The sequence below is a fragment of the Paraglaciecola algarum genome (assembly GCF_021532655.1).
GTDB lineage: Bacteria > Pseudomonadota > Gammaproteobacteria > Enterobacterales > Alteromonadaceae > Paraglaciecola > Paraglaciecola algarum.
In genome coordinates this window covers 94,410-115,768 of the sequence record NZ_JAKGAS010000010.1, presented here as the reverse complement: position 1 = coordinate 115,768, position 21,359 = coordinate 94,410, and the positions used below count along the sequence as shown (strand labels likewise).

The 21,359-nt window shown below is 38.9% G+C and carries 20 protein-coding genes and 1 tRNA gene; 10 read left to right on the top strand and 11 right to left on the bottom strand.

The window, feature by feature from the left end; translation table 11 throughout:
• Positions 1-11 precede the first annotated feature (11 nt).
• Positions 12-1,148 (bottom strand): biotin synthase BioB, encoded by a 1,137-nt coding sequence (gene bioB / locus L0668_RS16670; RefSeq protein ID WP_235313856.1) that lies wholly within the window; start codon positions 1,146-1,148, stop codon positions 12-14.
• 139 nt (positions 1,149-1,287) lie between these two features.
• Between bioB and bioA the strand changes: the two genes are divergently transcribed.
• Both bioA and L0668_RS16660 read left to right on the top strand, forming a co-directional pair.
• A complete protein-coding gene (gene bioA / locus L0668_RS16665; protein ID WP_235313855.1) occupies positions 1,288-2,580 on the top strand; it encodes an adenosylmethionine--8-amino-7-oxononanoate transaminase in 1,293 nt (430 codons plus the stop codon).
• Positions 2,581-3,081: 501 nt separating this feature from the next.
• Complete coding sequence (locus L0668_RS16660) at positions 3,082-4,737, top strand: sulfatase family protein (protein WP_235313854.1); 1,656 nt, start codon at positions 3,082-3,084, stop codon at positions 4,735-4,737.
• A gap of 70 nt (positions 4,738-4,807) precedes the next feature.
• Here the strand turns inward: L0668_RS16660 and L0668_RS16655 are convergent, their stop codons facing one another.
• A complete protein-coding gene (locus L0668_RS16655) occupies positions 4,808-5,155 on the bottom strand; it encodes a cupin domain-containing protein (RefSeq protein ID WP_235313853.1) in 348 nt (115 codons plus the stop codon).
• A 29-nt stretch (positions 5,156-5,184) separates the two neighbouring features.
• On the bottom strand, positions 5,185-6,354 hold the full coding sequence (locus tag L0668_RS16650) for a sugar efflux transporter (RefSeq protein ID WP_235313852.1): 1,170 nt from the start codon (positions 6,352-6,354) through the stop codon (positions 5,185-5,187).
• A gap of 193 nt (positions 6,355-6,547) precedes the next feature.
• Between L0668_RS16650 and argJ the strand changes: the two genes are divergently transcribed.
• The gene (argJ, locus tag L0668_RS16645) at positions 6,548-7,792 is read left to right on the top strand and encodes a bifunctional glutamate N-acetyltransferase/amino-acid acetyltransferase ArgJ (protein ID WP_235313851.1); all 1,245 of its coding nucleotides are present in this window, start codon (positions 6,548-6,550) and stop codon (positions 7,790-7,792) included.
• A gap of 22 nt (positions 7,793-7,814) precedes the next feature.
• Here the strand turns inward: argJ and L0668_RS16640 are convergent, their stop codons facing one another.
• The 8 genes from L0668_RS16640 to hemA form a co-directional block, all read right to left on the bottom strand.
• Complete coding sequence (locus tag L0668_RS16640; protein WP_235313850.1) at positions 7,815-8,633, bottom strand: SirB1 family protein; 819 nt, start codon at positions 8,631-8,633, stop codon at positions 7,815-7,817.
• Positions 8,634-8,775: 142 nt separating this feature from the next.
• Complete coding sequence (locus tag L0668_RS16635) at positions 8,776-9,150, bottom strand: SirB2 family protein (protein WP_235313849.1); 375 nt, start codon at positions 9,148-9,150, stop codon at positions 8,776-8,778.
• Between the two features lie 50 nt (positions 9,151-9,200).
• On the bottom strand, positions 9,201-10,751 hold the full coding sequence (locus tag L0668_RS16630) for a response regulator (protein ID WP_235313848.1): 1,551 nt from the start codon (positions 10,749-10,751) through the stop codon (positions 9,201-9,203).
• 152 nt (positions 10,752-10,903) lie between these two features.
• A complete protein-coding gene (locus L0668_RS16625; protein WP_235313847.1) occupies positions 10,904-11,521 on the bottom strand; it encodes a MarC family protein in 618 nt (205 codons plus the stop codon).
• Positions 11,522-11,557: 36 nt separating this feature from the next.
• Positions 11,558-11,998 carry a phosphate-starvation-inducible PsiE family protein gene (locus L0668_RS16620; RefSeq protein WP_235313846.1) on the bottom strand — a complete coding sequence of 147 codons (441 nt, stop codon included), beginning with the start codon at positions 11,996-11,998 and terminating at the stop codon, positions 11,558-11,560.
• Between the two features lie 207 nt (positions 11,999-12,205).
• Positions 12,206-13,060: a peptide chain release factor N(5)-glutamine methyltransferase gene (gene prmC, locus L0668_RS16615; RefSeq protein WP_235313845.1), complete on the bottom strand. Its 855-nt coding sequence runs from the start codon at positions 13,058-13,060 to the stop codon at positions 12,206-12,208.
• A gap of 53 nt (positions 13,061-13,113) precedes the next feature.
• The gene (gene prfA / locus L0668_RS16610; RefSeq protein ID WP_235313844.1) at positions 13,114-14,199 is read right to left on the bottom strand and encodes a peptide chain release factor 1; all 1,086 of its coding nucleotides are present in this window, start codon (positions 14,197-14,199) and stop codon (positions 13,114-13,116) included.
• 111 nt (positions 14,200-14,310) lie between these two features.
• Positions 14,311-15,573, bottom strand: coding sequence for a glutamyl-tRNA reductase (hemA, locus tag L0668_RS16605; RefSeq protein WP_235313843.1), 1,263 nt, complete (start codon positions 15,571-15,573; stop codon positions 14,311-14,313).
• Between the two features lie 124 nt (positions 15,574-15,697).
• Between hemA and lolB the strand changes: the two genes are divergently transcribed.
• The 7 genes from lolB to ychF all read left to right on the top strand — a co-directional run bounded on the left by lolB (position 15,698) and on the right by ychF (position 21,100).
• Entirely contained in the window at positions 15,698-16,327 is a 630-nt protein-coding gene (gene lolB / locus L0668_RS16600; RefSeq protein ID WP_235313842.1) for a lipoprotein insertase outer membrane protein LolB, read from the top strand.
• Positions 16,318-17,208 carry a 4-(cytidine 5'-diphospho)-2-C-methyl-D-erythritol kinase gene (ispE, locus tag L0668_RS16595; RefSeq protein WP_235313841.1) on the top strand — a complete coding sequence of 297 codons (891 nt, stop codon included), beginning with the start codon at positions 16,318-16,320 and terminating at the stop codon, positions 17,206-17,208. Before lolB ends, ispE begins: the two co-directional genes overlap by 10 nt.
• 54 nt (positions 17,209-17,262) lie before the next feature.
• A tRNA-Gln gene (locus tag L0668_RS16590) sits at positions 17,263-17,337 on the top strand.
• A 133-nt stretch (positions 17,338-17,470) separates the two neighbouring features.
• Entirely contained in the window at positions 17,471-18,418 is a 948-nt protein-coding gene (locus L0668_RS16585; RefSeq protein WP_235313840.1) for a ribose-phosphate pyrophosphokinase, read from the top strand.
• A 237-nt stretch (positions 18,419-18,655) separates the two neighbouring features.
• On the top strand, positions 18,656-19,288 hold the full coding sequence (locus tag L0668_RS16580; protein ID WP_235313839.1) for a 50S ribosomal protein L25/general stress protein Ctc: 633 nt from the start codon (positions 18,656-18,658) through the stop codon (positions 19,286-19,288).
• Positions 19,289-19,294: 6 nt separating this feature from the next.
• Positions 19,295-19,891 carry an aminoacyl-tRNA hydrolase gene (gene pth / locus L0668_RS16575; RefSeq protein ID WP_235313838.1) on the top strand — a complete coding sequence of 199 codons (597 nt, stop codon included), beginning with the start codon at positions 19,295-19,297 and terminating at the stop codon, positions 19,889-19,891.
• Positions 19,892-20,008: 117 nt separating this feature from the next.
• On the top strand, positions 20,009-21,100 hold the full coding sequence (ychF, locus tag L0668_RS16570) for a redox-regulated ATPase YchF (protein ID WP_235313837.1): 1,092 nt from the start codon (positions 20,009-20,011) through the stop codon (positions 21,098-21,100).
• Positions 21,101-21,359 lie beyond the last annotated feature (259 nt).

The window sequence follows — 21,359 nt, the reverse complement described above, 5'->3', positions numbered from 1 at the left end:
AGGAGTCGAGCCTAGTTTTCTACAACCGCTTCAACTGTATCAGGCACCTTTTCACTTGCCGCATCGTAGAATAAGTTGTTAGTGCTGTCGTTTTCTTCTACAGCCTCAATTTCTTCAAGAAGCGCCGCTTCATGAGCTTCGTCTGAATATTCGCGAGTTTGTTGCGAATTAATGCCTAACTTCTTAAATAACAGAACATCTTCGTGAGTCTCTGGGTTAGAGGTAGTCAGTAATTTACAGCCATAAAAGATTGAGTTAGCGCCGGCCATAAAACACATAGCTTGCATTTGTTCATTCATGGCTTCACGTCCTGCCGACAAACGTACAAAAGACTTTGGCATCATAATGCGTGCAACCGCTATAGTGCGAACAAACGCAAAATGGTCTAAGTCTTCGACCTTTTCCATTGGTGTGCCCTTCACTTTTACCAACATATTAATGGGTACACTTTCAGGTTGCTGTTCTAGATTGGCTAATTGCATCAATAAACCACTGCGATCTGAAGCCGTTTCGCCCATGCCTACTATGCCGCCAGAGCACACATTCATGCCAGCATCGCGCACGTTTGATAAAGTATCTAAACGATCTTGATAGGTACGTGTAGTGATAATGTCGCCGTAAAATTCTGGTGATGTATCTAAGTTGTGATTGTAATAATCTAAACCAGCCTGTTTAAGGGCTAAAGCTTGATCACGGGTTAACATACCTAAGGTCATGCAGGTTTCTAAACCGAGCTTTTTCACTTCTTTAACCATATCAATTACATATGGCATATCACGGTCACGAGGGTTACGCCAAGCAGCGCCCATACAAAAGCGAGTTGAGCCCGTTTGTTTGGCTTCTTTGGCCCGCTGGATCACTTTTTCAATTTCTAACAAACGTTCTTTTTCAAGTCCAGTATCGTAACGAGCACTTTGTGGGCAATATTTACAATCTTCAGGGCATGCACCGGTTTTTATTGATAACAAGGTGCTTACTTGTACATGATTAGGGTCAAAGTGTTGTCTGTGTACACATTGAGCTTGAAATAGTAAGTCGTTAAAAGGTAAAGCAAATAAGGCGTTAACTTCATCTAGCGTCCAATCATGACGCACTTCTGCTGAAGAGTTAAAAAATGAACTAGATGCTTGTGATGAGGGTTGCGACATAATAGACCTTAATGTTTTATCAAACTTTACTTCCAATGCGAGCTCGCTACTTTACTTCCATAGCGTGCGCGCTTAGTCTATGTTTCCGGCGCACATTGTCAACCTAATTTAATATTAAAACTTTACAACTGGATGAATTTTGACCAACCAAATCAAACAAACTGAAAATTTACGTTTTGACCAACAACATATTTGGCACCCTTACACCTCAGCGATCGACCCTTTGCCTTGTTACGAAGTAGTCAAAGCAGAAGGTGTATATATTCATTTAGCCAGTGGTGAAAAGTTAATAGACGGAGTAGCATCTTGGTGGACCGCCATTCACGGTTACAATCATCCAGATTTAAACCAAGCCGTACTGCAACAAACCGAAAAATTTTCCCATGTGATGTTTGGTGGCCTAACCCACCAACCGGCCATAGATTTATGTCGAAAGTTAATCGATATGACCCCCTCAGGATTAGAGCGGGTATTTCTAGCCGATTCAGGCTCGATATCGGTAGAAGTAGCCATGAAAATGGCTTTGCAATATTGGGCCTGCCAGGGCAATCAAGATAAACATAAATTTATTACGCCACGTAATGGTTATCACGGGGATACCTTTGCCGCTATGTCGGTTTGCGACCCAATTAATGGTATGCACAGTTTATTTACGGATGCACTTAACCAGCAAGTTTTCGCTCCTGCACCACAAACCCGCTTTGACAAGCAGTGGAACGAGGACGACATTATTCCACTAGAAGAACTCATTCAAGCTCATCACCACGAATTAGCGGCATTGATAATAGAGCCGATAGTACAAAACGCAGGTGGCATTCGTATTTATCATCCAGAATATTTAAAACGCGCTCGGCAGTTATGCGACGAGTACAACTTATTAATGATCTGTGATGAAATTGCCACAGGCTTTGGCCGTACGGGTAAATTGTTTGCTTGTGAACATGCAGATATCAGCCCAGATATTTTATGTTTAGGTAAAGCACTAACCGGTGGCTATATGACCTTAGCCGCTACGCTTTGCTCAGAAGATGTGGCCCAAGGCGTATGCCAAGGCGAACCTGGCGTATTTATGCATGGCCCGACTTTTATGGGTAATCCCCTAGCCTGCGCAGTAGCCAACGCTAGTTTAACACTTATCCAACAAGGGGATTGGCAACAACAAGTCGCCAACATAGAAAAACAATTACAAGCTGAGTTAATGCCCTGCAAAGAACTTGATACCGTAGCCGATGTTAGAGTGTTAGGCGCCATAGGTGTGGTAGAAACCAAGTCAGCGGTAAACGTGGCAGAGATACAAAAAGAGTTTATACGACACGGTGTGTGGATAAGGCCATTTGGCAAGTTAGTCTACATCATGCCGCCCTACATCATCAGCCCAGAACAATTACGACAGTTGACCCAAGCTATTTATAATGCTGTGAAAAAACTGTAAATGACAAAATCAAGCAGCCTATTGGCTGCTAGTTACAGAGGTTATCAACAAACGAAGTATGCACCACTAATAAGTTGGATAATCATCCCTAGAAATAATTGGCCCAGCTATAAATACTCTGTCTTTATTATTTAAAGTTGAGCCTTCCCGTGCGTCGCTAGCAATGAGCAATTCAACCGTTATTCCATCTATGCTCCCACCATTCGAATTTTGTTTTAACCTAAAGTCACTTATAACATGCACACAGACTGGCTGTAAAAGACGATAAAACACCCATCAATTTCACTTGTAAACAAAACAAAGTAAATGTAAATTAATTGATAATAAACAGCAAACCACCTAGCTTTAAAGCTACTTAAAATATGAAAAAACCTGAAAAGCGCCCCGTACCTAATTCACCAGGTATCATTTACTAGCAATATAGATTTTTTATTTTTAAATGGTGATCAGCTACTCATCACTCCGTATTAATACTTAAAGGAAATTAAGGGTACATACACAATGGCTACTAAAATTAACAATACGATTCGCCACACATGTTTGTTTTTGTGTACAGCATTAGTCTTATTCGGTTGTAATCAAGACCAAGCAATCGAACCAGCAAAAACCACAAAAACATCCAATAAAAACTACAACATTTTATACGTGATGTCTGACGACCATACAGCGTCAGCCATAGGCGCTTATCAATCTAGATTGGCCAAGCTAAACCCTACGCCCAATATTGATCAGTTAGCCAGCCAAGGCACATTGTTTGAAAACGTGTTTGCCACCAACTCAATTTGTACTCCAAGTCGCGCATCCATTTTGACTGGTCAGTACGGGCAAACCAATGGCGTATTAGATTTAAACGGCACTATACCAACCGAAAAACAACATCTCGCCAGATTGATGGGACAAGCTGGTTTTGAAACAGCCATGATAGGTAAATGGCACCTAAGAGAAGAGCCAGGCGCGTTTGATTATTACAAAGTGTTACCAGAGCAAGGTTTATACTTTGACCCAATTTTACGAGATAAACACAAAGGTGCTTGGCCAAATAATGAAGTCACCATAAAAGGTCATTCTTCTGACGTGGTAACAGACATATCAATTGACTGGTTAAAAAATCGTAATTCAGATAAACCATTCTTTTTGATGCATCACTTTAAAGCTCCACACGATATGTTCGAATATGCGCCAAGGTATGAGGATTTTTTAAAAGGTGTACACATTCCAGAGCCTTCGAGTTTATATACTCAAACCCAATTTGGCTCTAAGGCAACCCGTGGTGAAAATGACAGTATGTTATGGGAGATCGGTACCTCAATTTCTAAACGAAACCCTCGCAGAAACATGGGTATTCATATGGAAATCGATCCTGCTCTAAGTGACAAAGAATATACCCACCTAGCCTATCAAGAATATTTACGCCGATACTTACGCACGGTAAAAGGTGTAGATGACAATATGGGACGGTTAATTGATTACCTAAAACAATCAGGTCAATACGAAAATACCATCATTATTTACACCAGCGACCAAGGCATGATGTTGGGTGAGCATGACTATATTGATAAACGTTGGATGTATGACGAATCAATGCGTATGCCATTTATTGTGCGTCACCCTGGAAAGCCGAGTGCGCCTAAAATGTCTGATATAGTAGCAAATAACACTGACTTTGCACCTTTTATGCTTGAACTGGCAGGCTCTGATACACCTGACTTTATGCAAGGCAAAAGCTTCGCTACGGTACTCGATAATCAACCGTTAACTGATTGGCGAAAAGGCACCTATTACCGATACTGGATGCATAGAGCTCACCATGATGTGCCCGCACACTTTGGCTTAAGGACTAAGCAATACAAACTAATCTTCTTTTACGGGATTAATTACGATGTCGATTTTCAACAAACTGACAAAGTTTATTATGGAATGGACTGGAGTAGAAAAGACGGAGTGATCCCAGCTAAAACTCCTACACCAGTCGCGTGGGAGTTCTATGATATGGAAAAGGATCCTGATGAAATGGTGAACCGTTACCACCACCCAGAGTACCAAGACATAATCAAAGAGTTAAAAGTTGAATTAGCTAACCAAAGAAAAGAGCTTAATGAAACAGATGAGAACTACCCACATATTCAAGAAGTGATAGCCAAACATTGGGACGACTAATATTTATTAAACAGTAAATAAACAAAGGGGAAGATACAATATCTTCCCCTTTGCTTAAATGACAGTTAATTTAATCAAAATACTCATCTTGTGGATCAAAAGCAGGGATCGGCATGTTCAAAATTTTCATTTTACCCACTGCCTTGTGCCGACATCCAGGCTTAATAAAAATACTAGTCATAGCTTTAACCGGCACTTTCTCCCCATCTAGTTGCATATAAGCCCCCTCTTCCGCTTCTAAAATCACATAAATTTCAGTCATCTTTTTATGATAATGTAATTGAGCATCTTCGCTTATATCCACCATATGCAAAGTCGCAACTTGATTATCTGGTGTGACAAATGCCCGCTTTGAGTCACCACAAGGACATTTCACAGAAGCAATGTCATCTAAATGTTCTATCATGTAATTTTTCAAGATCTTCTTCCCAAGAGCGAAAATTAGATTTAGCTTTGTTTAACCACTTGGTACTGTAAATAACTAAATACCAACATTAAAATTACAGCACACAAAGCTGCGCACATTGCACCAAGAAGTGCGAATTGAAAACTAAAAAATTGGGCAATAATACCAGTACAAGACACTCCAATCATCACACCAATCTTAAAGGCATTAGAATAAACAGCTGAGGTGAATCCAATTCTAGACGGTAACTCTTCTTGCATTAGGGTTAAGCCTAAGCCACCAAACAACCCGTAAAATATGGCGTTGAATACTTGTAATAAAAGTAACTGCCAGAATGTATCCGCAAAGAAAACACCAGCATAAAATATCAAACCACTGATAAAGGATACTATAAGCAGATCTTTTTTCTTAAATACTCGACATAAGCGATTACAAAACAACATAATGGGGATTTCTAAACTTGCCACGACCCCCATCAACACACCTGGTGTGTAACTGGGCAAGCTCAGTTCTTTGATAGTGTACAAGGGTAATGATGCTGTATACATATTATTCCCCATAGAGGCCAAAACAATAGCCAGCACTAAACACCAAAAAGAATATGGAGGTTTAACGTTTGGTTTGTCGGTAATGGACGTACTTTTTTGTTGTTTCTCAGGAATAAATTTATAAACAAAAATAATACCCAATATTGCGATCAAAATTGCCATACCAAATACACCGGGGAATCCCACAAAAGCTAATAAGCTAAAGGCAATGGGTGGCCCTATCATCCAGGCCACCGAAATACCGGCACGAATTCGCGCGTTAAATTGTGTAATATCGATGGGTTTATCGTCTGCCCATTGCCGGCTTAAGGTTAACATTTGCGGTACGCTGGCATTTCCAAATGCCATAAAACACACACCAGCCACTAATATCAAAGCAAACATATGGCTGTTTATATAGACAATTAACGCCAAAATAATACCTACACTAGCCACAATATACATCTTTCTTGCGCTGTAACCCTTGTCTGCTAAGCCACCTAAAATTTGACTAATTACCAAGCCTGCCAATGTTACTGCTACCATATAAATGCCAATATACACGGGAGGAACTTGTAGCTCGTCCACTAAAAAGAAGCTCATCAACGGGTGAATAAAAGCGCCAACTAAGCCAGTCAATATGCTCAGTAAGATAAATAATTTTGAAGATGTTAGTGGAGCCATAGAGGGCATAATAAATACAATAAATTTGGGTGAAGCAAGAAGGCGCGCATTCTAGTTCAATTAGTTAAAAATAGCTAAAAATACCTAAGCAATTTACTCACCACCCGACTATGAATATTTATTAATGATTTTTGCATATTATTGCATTGCCAAGTAATATTCAGCGCAACATTTTTCAGCTTAATTTTACATAATGCCAGTCAATTTACCTTCTATTAAAAATCAAATTCTTCCACCAGTAAAAGGTGTCCGTTTAGGGTGGGCAGAAGCCTATATCAAAAAACCTAACCACAAAGACATGTTAATCATTGAAGTCGCAGACGGAAGTAGTGTTTCTGGGGTATTTACTCAAAATAGGTTTTGTGCGGCCCCGGTACATATTTGTAAAAAGCATTTAGCAGAATCAAAACAGATAAAAGCATTAGTCATAAATACAGGTAATGCCAATGCTGGCACAGGTGAACAAGGCATGGTAGATGCTATGACAACCTGTGAACAATTAGCCAATCAACTTCAAGTACCGGTCAATTCGATTTTACCTTTTTCTACAGGGGTGATTTTAGAACACCTACCTATGGATAAATTATTGGCAGGCTTAGCGCCAGCTGTATCTAGATTAACTGAAGATGCTTGGGAGCCAGCAGCTTGGTCAATTATGACTACAGACATAGCGCCTAAAGCTTACGCTAGCAACTGCTTAATTGGCGGACATTCAGTACAAGTCACTGGTATTTCAAAAGGCGCTGGCATGATCCACCCGAATATGGCCACCATGTTAGGCTTTGTGGCAACCGATGCAGCTATCTCTCAATCATTGTTAGACGAAATCACTAAACAGATTGCTGATTTATCTTTCAACTGTATTTCCGTTGACGGTGACACCTCCACTAACGATTCTTTTATAATAATGGCTAGTGGTCAAGCAGACCATGCCCCCATCACTAGTCGCGAAGATCCTGGTTTTGAGGTTATTTTTCAAGCTTTGTTAGAAACGGCCCAATATTTAGCTAAAGCTATAGTGCGCGATGGTGAAGGCGCCACTAAATTCATTACAGTTAATGTTGAAAGTGCCCTTAACAATCACGAAGCGAAAACCGTGGGTTATGCCATAGCCAAAAGTCCTTTAGTGAAAACAGCTATGTTTGCTAGCGATCCAAATTTAGGTCGAGTATTAGCGGCCATAGGTTATGCGTCACGGGAATGTGAATCCTTACAGGATCTTAATGTCGATAACATAGAGTTATATTTCGCTGATGTATTGGTGGCTGAGAAAGGCGGTAGAGCCAAAAGTTATACCGAAGCTGCTGGACAAAAGATCATGCAAGAGTCTGAAATTGAGATCACAGTCAAACTCAACCGAGGTAACGAACTTGCCACGATTTGGAGCTGTGATTTTAGTTACGACTATGTGCGGATCAATGCTGAATATCGCACTTAACTTTTTATTTACCAAAGATGCCTTAATGAAGTATTTCTGGAGCTTGCTCTGCTAGCTGTTGTAATTGAGCTTGCAAAAGTTGTGAGGAAGGATCATCAGGGCATTGACGAATAAAATACTGATAATCGGTCATGGCCACTTGAGTACAATCTAATTGATACAATAAAAATCCCCTATCTCTGCGCTCATAAGGATCATTGGGGCAAAGTTCCACTAATAGTTGTACTGCATCTAAAGCTTTTGAATAACATTTTTGTTTGATATAAGAGGCTTTTAAATTGTGCAACAAACTAATCACTGTTTCAGAGCAACTTGCTTCATTTAGCGCTTCTTCTGGCATTGTTTCATCTTCAATTTCAGTTAAAATAGAGAAATACATTCGCTCTAGATCTTGACGCTGTAAGATGTTGCCATTTAATGGGTCGAGATAAATGGTAGCTTGTTCCTCAAACCGACATTTTAGTAAGAAATGCCCTGGGAAATTAACCCCACACACATCAAACCCCACTTGTTTGGCTAATTGTTGAAAAATAATAGACAGAGTAATTGGAATGCCGGTTCGATATTCAAACACTTTATTTAGTAAGTTATAGCGCGAGGAAAAATAACCTAGTTCATCGCCACTAAATGCCAGTTCCACATAGAAATAACGAATAAATGTTCGAAAGCTATCAAGATTGCGCACGGGGGTTTTGATAAAAAATTTAGCTTTACTTGCCCATGCTAGCAACAGGCTTTGATAATCTTGAGGCACAAATTTACTTTGCTGAAATAGGCCAGCTAATTGTAAACAGGCCATTAAACAATCATTTTGTTTGATTGCTTTTGTTAACTTTTCCACTCAAGTCCCCCAATATACTTATTCAATAAATATATCGGGTATTAGCCAGTAACCTTTATTAGAAAATCGCTTAATTTTCCCAAATTAAGCTAACTCACTGTTTATGAGTAAATTAAAGGCGTGAAAGGAACTTTAACCAATACTAAAACAGAATTGCCTGTTTACTTACAGCCACCATACCAGCAAATGCAATCCAACTTATGGCACCAATTAAACCTACAAAACGAATAAACTTGGTATTAGACGGTTTTAAGGCTAATGTCACCATAAATATATACATGACTAGGCCTAAGAGCTTTTCCGTAACCCAAGCATCCACGAAAGGATACTGCTGGATCAACACCATGAGTGAAATGGCACTAACTAATAGCAGAGTGTCAACAATATGGGGAAGGATTTTTAGCCACTTTTTTTGTAGCATAGGTGATTGTAAAGTCAGTAAAACAAAACGAAACAAAAAGAGTAAAACACTTAATCCAATTGCCGTTAAGTGCAGATGTTTAAACAATGTATACATAGTTGGAACCTTGTTATTGTTATTGTTATTGTTGGTGAATAAGCCAGTTACTATTCTTCGTCTGGGTACTTCGCAATTATATCTTCGATTTCTTCAATATTAGTCAGTAAACTATCTACCAAAGTAGGATCAAACTTTTGACCTTTTTCACTTTTAATTAATTCTAATGCCTTTTCTACGTCCAAACTTTGTTGTTTTTTACGCTTATTACGTAATGAGTCGTATGTATCAGCTAAGCTAGTAATCCGGCAAAATATATGAATATTTTCACCCGATTTCCCTCTTGGGTAACCATTACCATTCCAAAACTCGTGATGATCTCTAGCAATCAATGCAGCGGTTTTAATGAGTGGTCTATTAGAATCTTTTAATAAATTGTAACCAAATTCAGCATGATTTTTTAAAGTATTCAACTCTTGCTCGTCAAGTTCATCATCTTTGGCTAAAATCCCTTCTGGTACTTTAACTTTGCCAATATCATGTAACGGTACAGCTAAACATAAAGTATTCAGTTCGGCTTTTGTTAAACCCGCTTCACGGCCCAATACATCACATATCTTAACCATACGCTGAATATGTTTGCCTTCACCAAAATGATACTCCATGGCTTTACCAATACGTTCAATTACCTCTCTTTGGGTATCTTCAATATCTTTGGTCAACAACACATTATCGAAAGCTATTTGTACATTTTGTGAAAATATTTCAACTAACCTTTTATCCGTGGCATTTAGTTTTCTAGGTAGTCCAGACAAATACAACAAGGAACCTTTTTGATTTTTGCTGCCACAATAAGCGACTAAATATTCGTCTTCATACACCAAACACTTATTTTCATATGCCGTTTTACAAGACATTAATTCATCACCACTTAATACCTGTTCTAACTTCTCGCCAGAGCGGCTTTCATAAGCACCTTTGCCCGTGAATACATATAATTCATTTGGATTGTATGCATCCAGTGGTCTAGGACCAGCTACAGCTGAAGTCAAATACACAGCGCCTTTAGTTCCGCCTAGCAAAGAAGCTAATTGCTGAACTATGCCCTCGATAAAATTTTCAAGAGACAGAATGCTAAATAAGTCAGCAGATGCTGAGATAATTTTTTCTAAACCTTTGCGATTTTCCTCAATGGAATTGATATCTCGGTAGGAGCGTAATGCAGAAATCACTACGGTAAATAGTTTTTGCGCGGTCAACTCTGTTTTTGATTTGTAGTCGTTAATATCATAATTGATAATTACGTCTCGTTCCGGCGCTTGGCCTGGTTGGCCAGTACGTAAAATAATTCGGGTAAAATGGTTATGTGCTTCGTTTCGAATAAAATCTGCTACTTTCAACCCTGCATCGTCAGTTTCCATTACTACATCAAGTAACACTACTGCTATATCATCATGCTCTCGAAACACTTGTTTGGCTTCTTCACCATTGTAAGCGCTAATAAAATCTAAATTACGATCTTGAAAAACAAAGTCACCTAAAGCAAGTTTAGTTACCGCGTGTACTTCAGGTTCATCATCAACTATCAGTACTTTCCATTTGCCACTATTGACTATTTCTTCTTCACCATCATCTTCAGCAAACAAAATTTCATCAGACATACGCTATTCCCATTTTTAACTCAGTGCTTTAAATGAACACATCCAGGTAATTTTCGTCATACAAAATAATGCTTACTGAGTCTAAGAACAAGTTAATTCGTTAATAATTAACGAATTTAATATTTTCCAGAATCATTATTTGCCTTCCGAAGTTAGACATAAAGCTGATAATATTCACTAATACCGGTGAGTATGTTTGTTGTTGCAATAGCTGATAAAATTAGGCCCATAACTCGACTTACCACGCTGGCACCGCTAGTACCAATTAAACGAGAAATAATTCCAGAAGCTAACATCAGAATATAAGCAACAAATAAAACCGACAACATAACCAATGCGGTTTGCAATTGTTCGAAAAGATTGTACATAGAGTTTTCAGTTAATAATACTGCGGCCAATATTGCTCCAGGACTAGCAATTGAGGGGACCGCTATGGGGAAAATAGCCATATCTTTGTGACTTTTATTTATATTTTTTATTTCTTCTTCGGGTTTACTCTCACCAAATATCATATTTAATGCGAACAAAAATAAAACAATACCGCCAGATATTTGAAATGCAGGAAGTGGAATAGATAGTGCTTTTAATAGAATTTCACCTATTACAATAAAAAATAATAAAATTAACCCTGCCACTATAGTTGCAAGTAGCGCAATTTTACGTTTTGTTTTTTGATCGTACTTACTTGTTACCGCTATAAAAACCGGTACTGTGCCAATCGGATCGATTACGGCAAAAAAAGTTATAAAAACAGCTAAAAAATCAATCATATAACTCTACCCCTGCCTTAAGAACAGTGCCAAACATTATAACCTTTTGGTTCTGTAACATTTTTTGATGAGAAAATAACAACTTCCTAAAGATAATATAATGATCCCTAATCCAATTATTGCGAGGGGATCATATTTTTCTAAATCGAGTAAAATAACCTTTCGAGCAACCGCAATAACAGCGACCAACAATACAACTTCAGCATGTATCACATTATCCTTAAAATACATTTCTACAGTTTCGACCAGCTCAAATCCTATGAGAATAATGAAAAAGAAACCAAATATTCTAAATAGCTCATTAATCTCTAGAAAAAGAACATCATCTTTTGTATCAAACAAATCTAAATAAAGAATAATACCTAGTTCCACTATCGCCAAAAACACTACTATTGTCATTAAGACAAGGACGGCGAATGACATCCATTTTTTTGCTACATGAATAACAGAAACAGCGTGGTCAATATTTTTACTCATAAAAACACTCCTATCTTCATACTAAATTCGAGACTGTGCACCTTGACGGTTTGATAAACCTCGAATAACTACTCAATAGTCAAAGGGACAAGTTTGTATGATAATTCTAATCATTTATCGCCCAATTATATTCATTTAGAACAGCTAGACCTGATTAATGCTAGGCCACATTAATATCACAAATAGCGATAACAGCATATTCAATACTTAACAAAACCTAGCAAAGCTAATACGTGGTAATCCATTGAGATCATTTTTTATAGCTAAATTACAGTACCCATTTAACTCCAGTATACGGTTCACAGCCTCTCCTTGTTGAAAACCATGCTCAATTAGCAACCAAGCATTAGGCGACATATGGTCCCTAGCCTGCTGCACTATCAACCGAATATCATCTAAGCCATCAGGCCCTGAAGTGAGCGCACTTGCCGGCTCAAATCGCACATCACCAAGGGATAAATATTCACTAGTTGATTCAACATAAGGTGGGTTTGTCACTATCAAATCGAATTTTTTACCTTGCACGGCTGAAAACCAATCACTTTGCACAAAGTTTACTTTAGGTAATTGATTAAATTTTCCATTTTTTATAGCCAAATCAACGGCATCCGAACTTTTATCTAAGCCACAAACCTGCCAACTAGGCTTTTCTGCGGCAAGTGATAAAGCGATAGCACCAGTTCCTGTGCCTAAATCAAGCACTTTAGCTTTAAGGGGCAAAGGTAATTCTAAGGCAAGCTCTACTAAAAGCTCTGTTTCTGGCCTAGGTATTAAGGTGGCAGGTGATACGTTTAAACGTAATGACCAAAAATCACGATAACCAATGATATGAGCAACAGGATGTCCATCTATGCGTTTTGCCACAAAACGTTCAAAGCAGTCTTGTTGTTCGTGGGTGAGTTCTTTTTCAGGCCAAGTGTGTAAATATACAGGCTCACAATCTAAACATGCGCATAATAAAACCCTACTATCGATTTTACTTGAATCATTTAGACCATCATCACTAATTTGATGATCACTAAGTTGTTGTTTTGCCCATTGGATGGCTTGAGCGATAGTCATAAAACTAACGCCCAAGTTTGTAGTGTCTATTTGTCCGTTTACTCGTAAACCTATTATTCATCGGACAAAGATGCCAATAAATCCGCTTGATGTTCTTGTCTAATAGGCTCAAGTACCGCACCTAGTTCACCTGCAATTACATCATCTAAACGATAAAGTGTTAGGTTAATTCTATGATCTGTCACCCTACCCTGCGGGAAATTATAGGTACGGATCCGTTCAGAACGATCACCGCTTGCAACTAAGTTACGACGTGTTGAGGTTTCTTCTGCTTGACGTTTTTCATCTTCAAGTTGAGTCAATCTAGATTGAAGTATGGCCATAGCTTGGGCTCTGTTTTTATGTTGTGAACGCTGATCTTGACATTCTACGATCACACCAGTTGGAACATGGGTAATACGAATAGCGGAATCTGTTTTGTTAACGTGCTGCCCACCTGCACCTGATGCCCGGAAGGTATCGACTTTCAAATCAGCTTTATTAATTTCTATAGCTTCTGATTCTGGAATTTCTGGCATCACCACCACAGTACATGCAGAAGTGTGCACTCGCCCCTGAGACTCAGTCTCTGGTACACGTTGAACTCTGTGACCACCTGATTCAAATTTCATAATGCCATAAGCGCCAGTACCTAAAATATTGGCGATCACCTCTTTATATCCGCCATGTTCACCTTCGTTGAGCGTGACCACTTCAACTTTCCAACCTTGTTTTTCAGCATAACGACTGTACATACGGAAAATATCACCGGCAAAGATTGCGGCTTCATCACCACCTGCCCCCGCTCGGATTTCAACAAAACAGTTACTGTCATCGTTTGGATCTTTAGGTAATAGTAATACCTGTAATGCTTGCTCTAATTCTTCAATGCTTTGTTTAGCTGCTTTAAATTCTTCTTGAGCCATTTCGCGCATTTCAGCATCGTCTTCTTGCATCATTTCTTGTGCTGATTCTAAATCTTGCTGGGCACCTTGATAATCACGGAAGCACTTAACCACTCCCTCAAGTTGAGAGTATTCTTTGGTTAATCCACGATACCTGTCTTGGTCAGCGATAACCTCAGCTTCACCTAGTAATGCTTGCACTTCTTCAAAGCGCTCAACTAGGGTTTCTAATTTGTGTTGAACAGATTGTTTCATTTTTTTCCTGTGTAAACTGGGGTGTTACGTATTAACTAAAAATTGTGTTAACTAAAAGTTGTGTCAACTAAAACTCTGGATTTTATTAGGATCTAAAAATCAGAAATTAAGCTAATTATCCGGACTTTTTAAACCTAATGCATCTTTTAATATAGATAAGCTTTGCACATCTTGTTCACTTGCCGCTTTTTTTAAGGCTTTGGTTGGGGCATGGATCAAACTATTAGTCAATTTATGAGCCAATTCATTTACCACTTGCTCGGCTGATTTACCGTCAGCTAACTGGTTAACCGCTCTATTTACTAACATGTCTCGTTGTAATTCACTTTGCTCACGAAAGTTTTTTAATACGTCTATGGATGACTGACTTTGTTGCCATTGCACAAATTGTTCAACTTGTTGTTCGACCATTTCATTAGCCAAAACAGCCGCATCTTGACGAGAAGCTAAATTCTTTTCGACAATTTGTTGTAAATCATCCACTGTGTATAAATATGCATCATCTAGCTCAGAGACTTCAGCTTCAACGTCTCTGGGTACGGCTAAATCCACTAAAAACATAGGTTTATGTTTACGTTCTTTTAATGCGCTTTGTACCAAACCTTTGCCAATGATAGGTAATTGACTGGCAGTGGAGCTGATCACTATATCGGCATCTTTTAAATGACTAGGTATTTGCGCCAAGGTCAATACCGAACCACCTAAAGGCTCTGCAATAGCTTGTGCTCTAGCTAAAGTACGATTGGCGACCGTTAATGACTTTACACCTTGCTCTGAAAGATGTTTGGCCACTAATTCTATTGTGTCACCAGCACCTATTAATAACACTCGACTTTTTTCTAGTGACGAAAATATATGTTTAGCCAACTGCACAGAGGCATAGGCCACAGACACGGCATTTGCCCCTATTTCAGTCTCGTTGCGCACTCGTTTAGCCACAGAAAAAGTATGTTGAAATAGACGGTCAAAATCCCCTTGGATCACGCCTGAATTTTTGGCATCAGTAAAAGCCTGTTTAACCTGACCTAAAATTTGTGGCTCACCTAACATCAAGGAGTCTAATCCACAGGCCACTCGCATAATATGATGGATTGCTTCATTTTGAGTATGCAAATAACTATTGTGCTGTAATTCACTGGCATCCACACCATGAAAATCTGCTAGCCAAGTGGCAATATTGCCCACTTGAGTTTCATCAACTTGAGCGTAAATTTCGGTGCGATTACAGGTAGAAACAATGACAGATTCTTTGGCGCCAGTTTTTTCACCCAACAAAGCTAACGCATCTACAATTGCATCAGGAGAAAAGGCAATTTTCTCCCGTAATTCAATCGATGCAGTTTTGTGGTTAATGCCAAACGCGATTAGTGTCATTGAATAATAATTATTTTACAGCAAAATTTTGGCGGCATTGTACGCAAAAGGTAAAAGTATTGAAAGAGAAGTCATTTTTATGTTCATATTGCATGCCTAAACTTTACACTTTCAGAAGTAAAATTTGAACAATTCTCGATCTAAACTTTATTTAACTAGACTTTATGTACCTCGGTTATCCGTTTTTTGCCTTACCTTGGTTTTGTTTGCCTGTGCTCAAACACCCATTCCCCAAGCGCAATTAAACTCAGTACAGCACCAAAAAAGTTTGTCTGAGTTTAAAAACTGGCAAATAAAAGGTCGACTTGGTTTTAAAAGTCCAAACAAAAAACAAAGTGCAAATTTTAGTTGGCAACAAAAACAATCTGAATACAAACTAAACTTAACCTCAGTCATAGGTACATCCATACTCAAAATGTACGGCGATAAAAATCAAGTCACCTTAGAAGCAGATGACGAGGTACACCAAGATAGCAATGCGAGTTTTTTAATTTGGCGTATGACGGGTTGGCAAATTCCAGTGGAACAATTTCCCATTTGGATTAAGGGCCAAATTACACAAAATGCTGATTTCATTAATGCTGAACAGGGCTGGGTGACACAAATCCAACCTAATTGTGACCAATGTGAAGATTGGTTAATAAATTACGACAATTATAAATTAGTGGGTGATACTTGGTTACCTCACACTATAACCTTCCTCAATCGTAGTAATAACAATCAACTATTAATTAGAGTCAATTCATGGTCGTGACAAGTACCCCAAAAAAATTAGAATGGTGGCCCAGCCCAGCCAAGTTAAACTTGTTTTTGCATATTAATGGTCGATATGAAAATGGTTACCATCAATTGCAAAGCCTTTTTCAAATTTTAGATTTTGGTGATGAACTGGCATTCGAAATCAACACCAGTGGCAAAATCACCCTAGCAAATCCCATTGAAGGTGTGCCTGATCAAGACAATTTAATCGTAAAAGCGGCGGAACTATTAAAAAACCAGTCAGTATTAAACACTCAGCAACCCCCTGTTATTGACGATACCCTTGGTTGTCACATTCACTTGAAAAAACGTTTACCTATGGGCGGAGGTATAGGTGGAGGTTCATCCAATGCCGCTACTACTCTAGTCGCCCTTAACAAGTTATGGAACATTAATTTACAACAACCTGACCTAGCTGAATTAGGTTTAACTCTTGGGGCTGACGTTCCTATCTTTATCCATGGTAAAACCGCCTTTGCCGAAGGTGTAGGTGAAATATTAGAATCGATAGAACTAGCCGAAACATATTATTTGGTGGTGTTTCCAAATTGCCATATCTCTACCGCAGATATTTTTAAGCATGCTGATTTGCCTAGAAATACCGCTAAAATAAATTTTAATGACTACAAGTTCGACAATACTCATAATGATTGCCAAGAATTAGTCTGTAATCTGTATCCGAATGTTGCAAACACATTACACTGGTTGTTAGAATACGCGCCGTCTAGAATGACCGGTACCGGCGCATGTGTATTTGCTAAGTTTAATCGGCATCAAAAAGCGCTAAATATTCAGGCATTATTGCCCAAAGGCAGTGTGAGTTTTGTTGCCAAAGGGCTGAATATTTCACCTTTATATACACATATGCAATCGTAAGATTTGATATAATATACCTGTGTTAATTACACAACGCAGGTATAAAAGTTTAATTGGGGTATAGCCAAGTGGTAAGGCAGCGGGTTTTGATCCCGCCATTCGTTGGTTCAAGTCCAGCTACCCCAGCCATTTTTTTAAAAATGTAATAAATTTGGCGAGACTTAGATGTGTTCCCAACGTTATGCGTTGACTGCATTTAAGCTCCACATCTCGCCATTTATTAATTTGTCTAAACTCAATTTAAGCACCGAGGATTTGAATCGTGCCGGATATGAAGCTTTTCGCTGGAAATGCAGTACCTGAATTAGCCCAAAAAGTTGCAGATAGACTTTACACTAAACTTGGACACATGAGTGTGGGACGGTTTAGCGATGGTGAAATCAGTGTCGAAGTGCACGAAAATGTGCGTGGATCAGATGTTTTTATTATTCAATCTACTTGCGCCCCAACTAACGATAATTTAATGGAATTGATCGTAATGATCGATGCCTTTCGTCGCGCATCTGCAGGTCGAATTACCGCTGTAATCCCCTATTTTGGTTACGCTCGACAAGATAGGCGTGTTCGCTCTGCTCGAGTACCTATTACTGCAAAAGTAGTGGCCGACTTCTTATCAAATGTAGGTGTTGATCGTGTGTTAACTATCGATTTACACGCAGAACAAATTCAAGGTTTCTTCGATGTACCAGTAGATAATGCTTTTGGAACCCCCATTTTATTAGACGATATGCGTCAGCGTAACTTTGATAACCCAGTCGTTGTATCACCTGATATTGGTGGTGTAGTGCGTGCTAGAGCCTTAGCTAAATTAATGAACGACACTGACTTAGCTATCATAGACAAACGTCGCCCAAAAGCCAATGTAGCCCAAGTTATGCATATTATTGGTGATGTACAAGATCGCGACTGTATTATTGTAGATGATATGATTGATACCGGTGGGACTTTAGCTAAAGCCGCTGAAGCTCTCAAAGCTCACGGCGCTAAGAATGTTTACGCCTATGCAACCCATGCTATATTTTCTGGCAATGCTGCGCAAAACCTTCGCGACTCTGTAATTGATGAAATTATCATCACTGATAGTATCCCATTAGATCCTGAAATCAGAGCTATACCTAAAGTAAAACAGTTAACTTTGTCTAACATGTTGGCTGAAGCGATTAGACGGGTAAGCAATGAAGAATCGATCTCAGCTATGTTTGAGTACTAATCAGTACATTATTAGGGTTTTAATCCCCTAAAATGAAAGATTTACTAAAAAGGCGACATTTATGTCGCCTTTTTAGTTTCCAAAGATTGTGTACCGCCTAGCCTAGTGTTAACATTCGCCGCCCAATTTTTTGGGTTAGGTTAATTTGTTTACTTAGGTATGCTGATTTGACCAAATTAACGTAGATTTTGGTCGCAAAAATCTACACTCATTTACTTATTTTTTGGAGTTATATCAATGTCTGATGGAATTTTCACTCTAGACGCAGAAGTCCGTACTGATTTAGGGAAAGGTGCGAGCCGCCGCCTACGTCACGCTGGTAAAGTACCTGCAGTCTTATACGGAGCAGATAAAGAAGCTGTTTCTTTAACACTTAGTCACAACAAAGTTTTCCAAGCGCAAGCATTTGAAGCTTTTTACTCTCATGTTCTTACTTTGAACATTGCTGGAGAAAATGTTGAAGTATTGGTCAAAGACATGCAACGTCATGCTTTTAAACCTTTAGTTATGCACTTAGACTTCTTACGCGTTGACGCTAAGAAAGCATTACATACTAATGTGCCTTTACACTTCATCAATGAAGAAAAAGCTGAATCAATCAAAACTCAAGGTGGTCATGCTGAACACCACATGGTTGACGTTGAAATTAGTTGTTTACCAGGTGATCTTCCTGAGTTCATCGAAGTTGACTTAACTAACGTTGAACTTGGTCAAACTCTTCACTTAACTGATTTAGTTTTACCTAAAGGTGTATCTTTATTAGAACTTAACAAAGGTGAATCTCACGATTTAGCCGTTGTTACTGTTAAAGTAGCTAAAGGTCCTAAAGTTGAAGATGATTCAGCTGAAGAAGAAGCAACAGAGGAATAAGTTGCTTTGACTGAATCTGCTAACAGTATTCAGTTAATCGTGGGCCTGGGTAATCCAGGCCCCGAATATCAGCACACACGACATAACGCGGGTTGGTGGCTGGTAGAGTCTTTAGCTAAAAGCTATAACTGCACGTTAAAACTCGAAAACAAATTTTTTGGATACACAGGTCGCATTTCTATTGCTGGACAAGATATCCGTTTACTCATCCCCACTACCTTTATGAATAAAAGTGGCCAAGCCGTAGCAGCTATGGCTAAATTTTATCGTGTTCCTTTATCAGGTTTATTAGTGGCTTTTGATGAATTAGATTTACCTCCAGGCGTAGCAAAATTCAAAATAGGTGGTAGTTCTAGCCAAAACGGCATCCGCGACATAGTAAGTCGTATGGGAAACCAAAAAGATTTTTTACGACTGCGTGTTGGTATTGGCCATCCAGGAGACCGAAATCGAGTCACAGGTCACGTGTTAGGTAAAGCACCACAAAAAGAACAGCAACAAATTGAAGACGCCATAGACGAAGCGACTCGCTGTACTGAGATATTAATCAAACAAGATTTAAAAACAGCTATGAATCGATTGCATTCTTTTAAAGCGACTTAGTTATTTAGTAGTAGAGTAAAAAGTCCCGTTACAACAACGTAATTGTTTACACAAATTTAGATTTACTAGCCAACATACAAAGCTAGTAACACCTTAAAATATAAGAGGAAATACAAAATGGGTTTTAAATGCGGCATTGTTGGCCTACCAAATGTAGGTAAATCAACCCTTTTTAATGCATTAACCAAAGCAGGCATAGAAGCGGCAAACTTTCCATTTTGTACTATAGAACCCAATACAGGTGTAGTACCGGTTCCTGATTTACGTTTAGATAAATTAGCAGCCATAGTACAACCTAAACGTACCATTCCCACTACCATGGAATTTGTTGATATTGCCGGTTTAGTAGCAGGTGCGTCTAAAGGTGAAGGTTTAGGCAATAAGTTTTTAGCCAATATTCGTGAAACGGATGCTATAGGTCACGTAGTTCGTTGTTTTGACAATGAAAACATCGTTCACGTAGCCGGCAAAGTGAGTCCTCAAGATGATATCGAAATCATCAATACCGAATTAGCCTTAGCTGATTTAGACACCACAGAAAAAGCCTTAATCCGTGTTGCTAAACGCGCTAAAGGTGGCGATGCCGAAGCTAAAGCCGAACTCAAAGTATTAGAAAAAATCAAACCGCATTTAGACGAGGGCGAGTTATTACGCTCTTTAGAGTTAGATAAAGACGAGTTAAAAGTAATTAGTTATATGAATTACTTAACGCTTAAGCCAACCATGTATATTGCTAATGTGAACGATGACGGTTTTGAGAACAACCCTTATTTAGACAAAGTTCGCGAAATCGCTGAAGCTGAAGGTGCGGTAGTGGTGGCGGTTTGTGCTGAAATTGAAGCAGAAATTGGTGAGCTAGACGAAGAAGAAAAAGCCGAATTTATGGCAGACATGGGCTTAGAAGAGCCTGGTTTAAACCGTGTTATTCGTTGTGGTTACGAGTTATTAACCCTACAAACCTACTTCACCGCAGGTGTTCAAGAAGTGCGCGCTTGGACTTTCCCAGAAGGCTCCACTGCCCCTCAAACTGCTGGAATTATTCACACTGATTTCGAAAAAGGTTTTATTCGAGCAGAGATAATCGGTTACGATCACTTTATCGAGTTTAACGGTGAACAGGGTGCAAAAGACGCGGGTAAATGGCGTTTAGAAGGTAAAGATTACATAGTAAAAGACGGCGATGTGATCCACTTTAGGTTCAACGTTTAGAAAAATTTTTAATGGGCTCTATTACACATAGAGCCTTGTAGCTAAGCTGGCAATAAATACGCTATTTTATCTGGTTAGCTATTCACCTTAACATCAGTTTTCGCCCTAGGGCCAAATTATTTCATTTTAAACTGCCTAAGGGCAGTAGAATACAATCGTCACTATGCAACAATGGCTGTTTCCTTTCAAATAGTCAGAATAAGCTCTTTTCAATAAAAATAGGCACATAAACTGCTAGCTGCATTGTAAGTGACTACTT

Coding starts and splice junctions, on each gene's coding strand:
- bioB (WP_235313856.1), bottom strand. CDS start 1,148: ATGTCGCAACCCTCATCACAAGCATCTAGTTCATTTTTTAACTCTTCA.
- L0668_RS16660 (WP_235313854.1), top strand. CDS start 3,082: ATGGCTACTAAAATTAACAATACGATTCGCCACACATGTTTGTTTTTG.
- L0668_RS16650 (WP_235313852.1), bottom strand. CDS start 6,354: ATGGCTCCACTAACATCTTCAAAATTATTTATCTTACTGAGCATATTG.
- argJ (WP_235313851.1), top strand. CDS start 6,548: ATGCCAGTCAATTTACCTTCTATTAAAAATCAAATTCTTCCACCAGTA.
- L0668_RS16635 (WP_235313849.1), bottom strand. CDS start 9,150: ATGTATACATTGTTTAAACATCTGCACTTAACGGCAATTGGATTAAGT.
- L0668_RS16630 (WP_235313848.1), bottom strand. CDS start 10,751: ATGTCTGATGAAATTTTGTTTGCTGAAGATGATGGTGAAGAAGAAATA.
- L0668_RS16625 (WP_235313847.1), bottom strand. CDS start 11,521: ATGATTGATTTTTTAGCTGTTTTTATAACTTTTTTTGCCGTAATCGAT.
- L0668_RS16620 (WP_235313846.1), bottom strand. CDS start 11,998: ATGAGTAAAAATATTGACCACGCTGTTTCTGTTATTCATGTAGCAAAA.
- prmC (WP_235313845.1), bottom strand. CDS start 13,060: ATGACTATCGCTCAAGCCATCCAATGGGCAAAACAACAACTTAGTGAT.
- prfA (WP_235313844.1), bottom strand. CDS start 14,199: ATGAAACAATCTGTTCAACACAAATTAGAAACCCTAGTTGAGCGCTTT.
- hemA (WP_235313843.1), bottom strand. CDS start 15,573: ATGACACTAATCGCGTTTGGCATTAACCACAAAACTGCATCGATTGAA.
- ispE (WP_235313841.1), top strand. CDS start 16,318: ATGGTCGTGACAAGTACCCCAAAAAAATTAGAATGGTGGCCCAGCCCA.
- L0668_RS16580 (WP_235313839.1), top strand. CDS start 18,656: ATGTCTGATGGAATTTTCACTCTAGACGCAGAAGTCCGTACTGATTTA.
- ychF (WP_235313837.1), top strand. CDS start 20,009: ATGGGTTTTAAATGCGGCATTGTTGGCCTACCAAATGTAGGTAAATCA.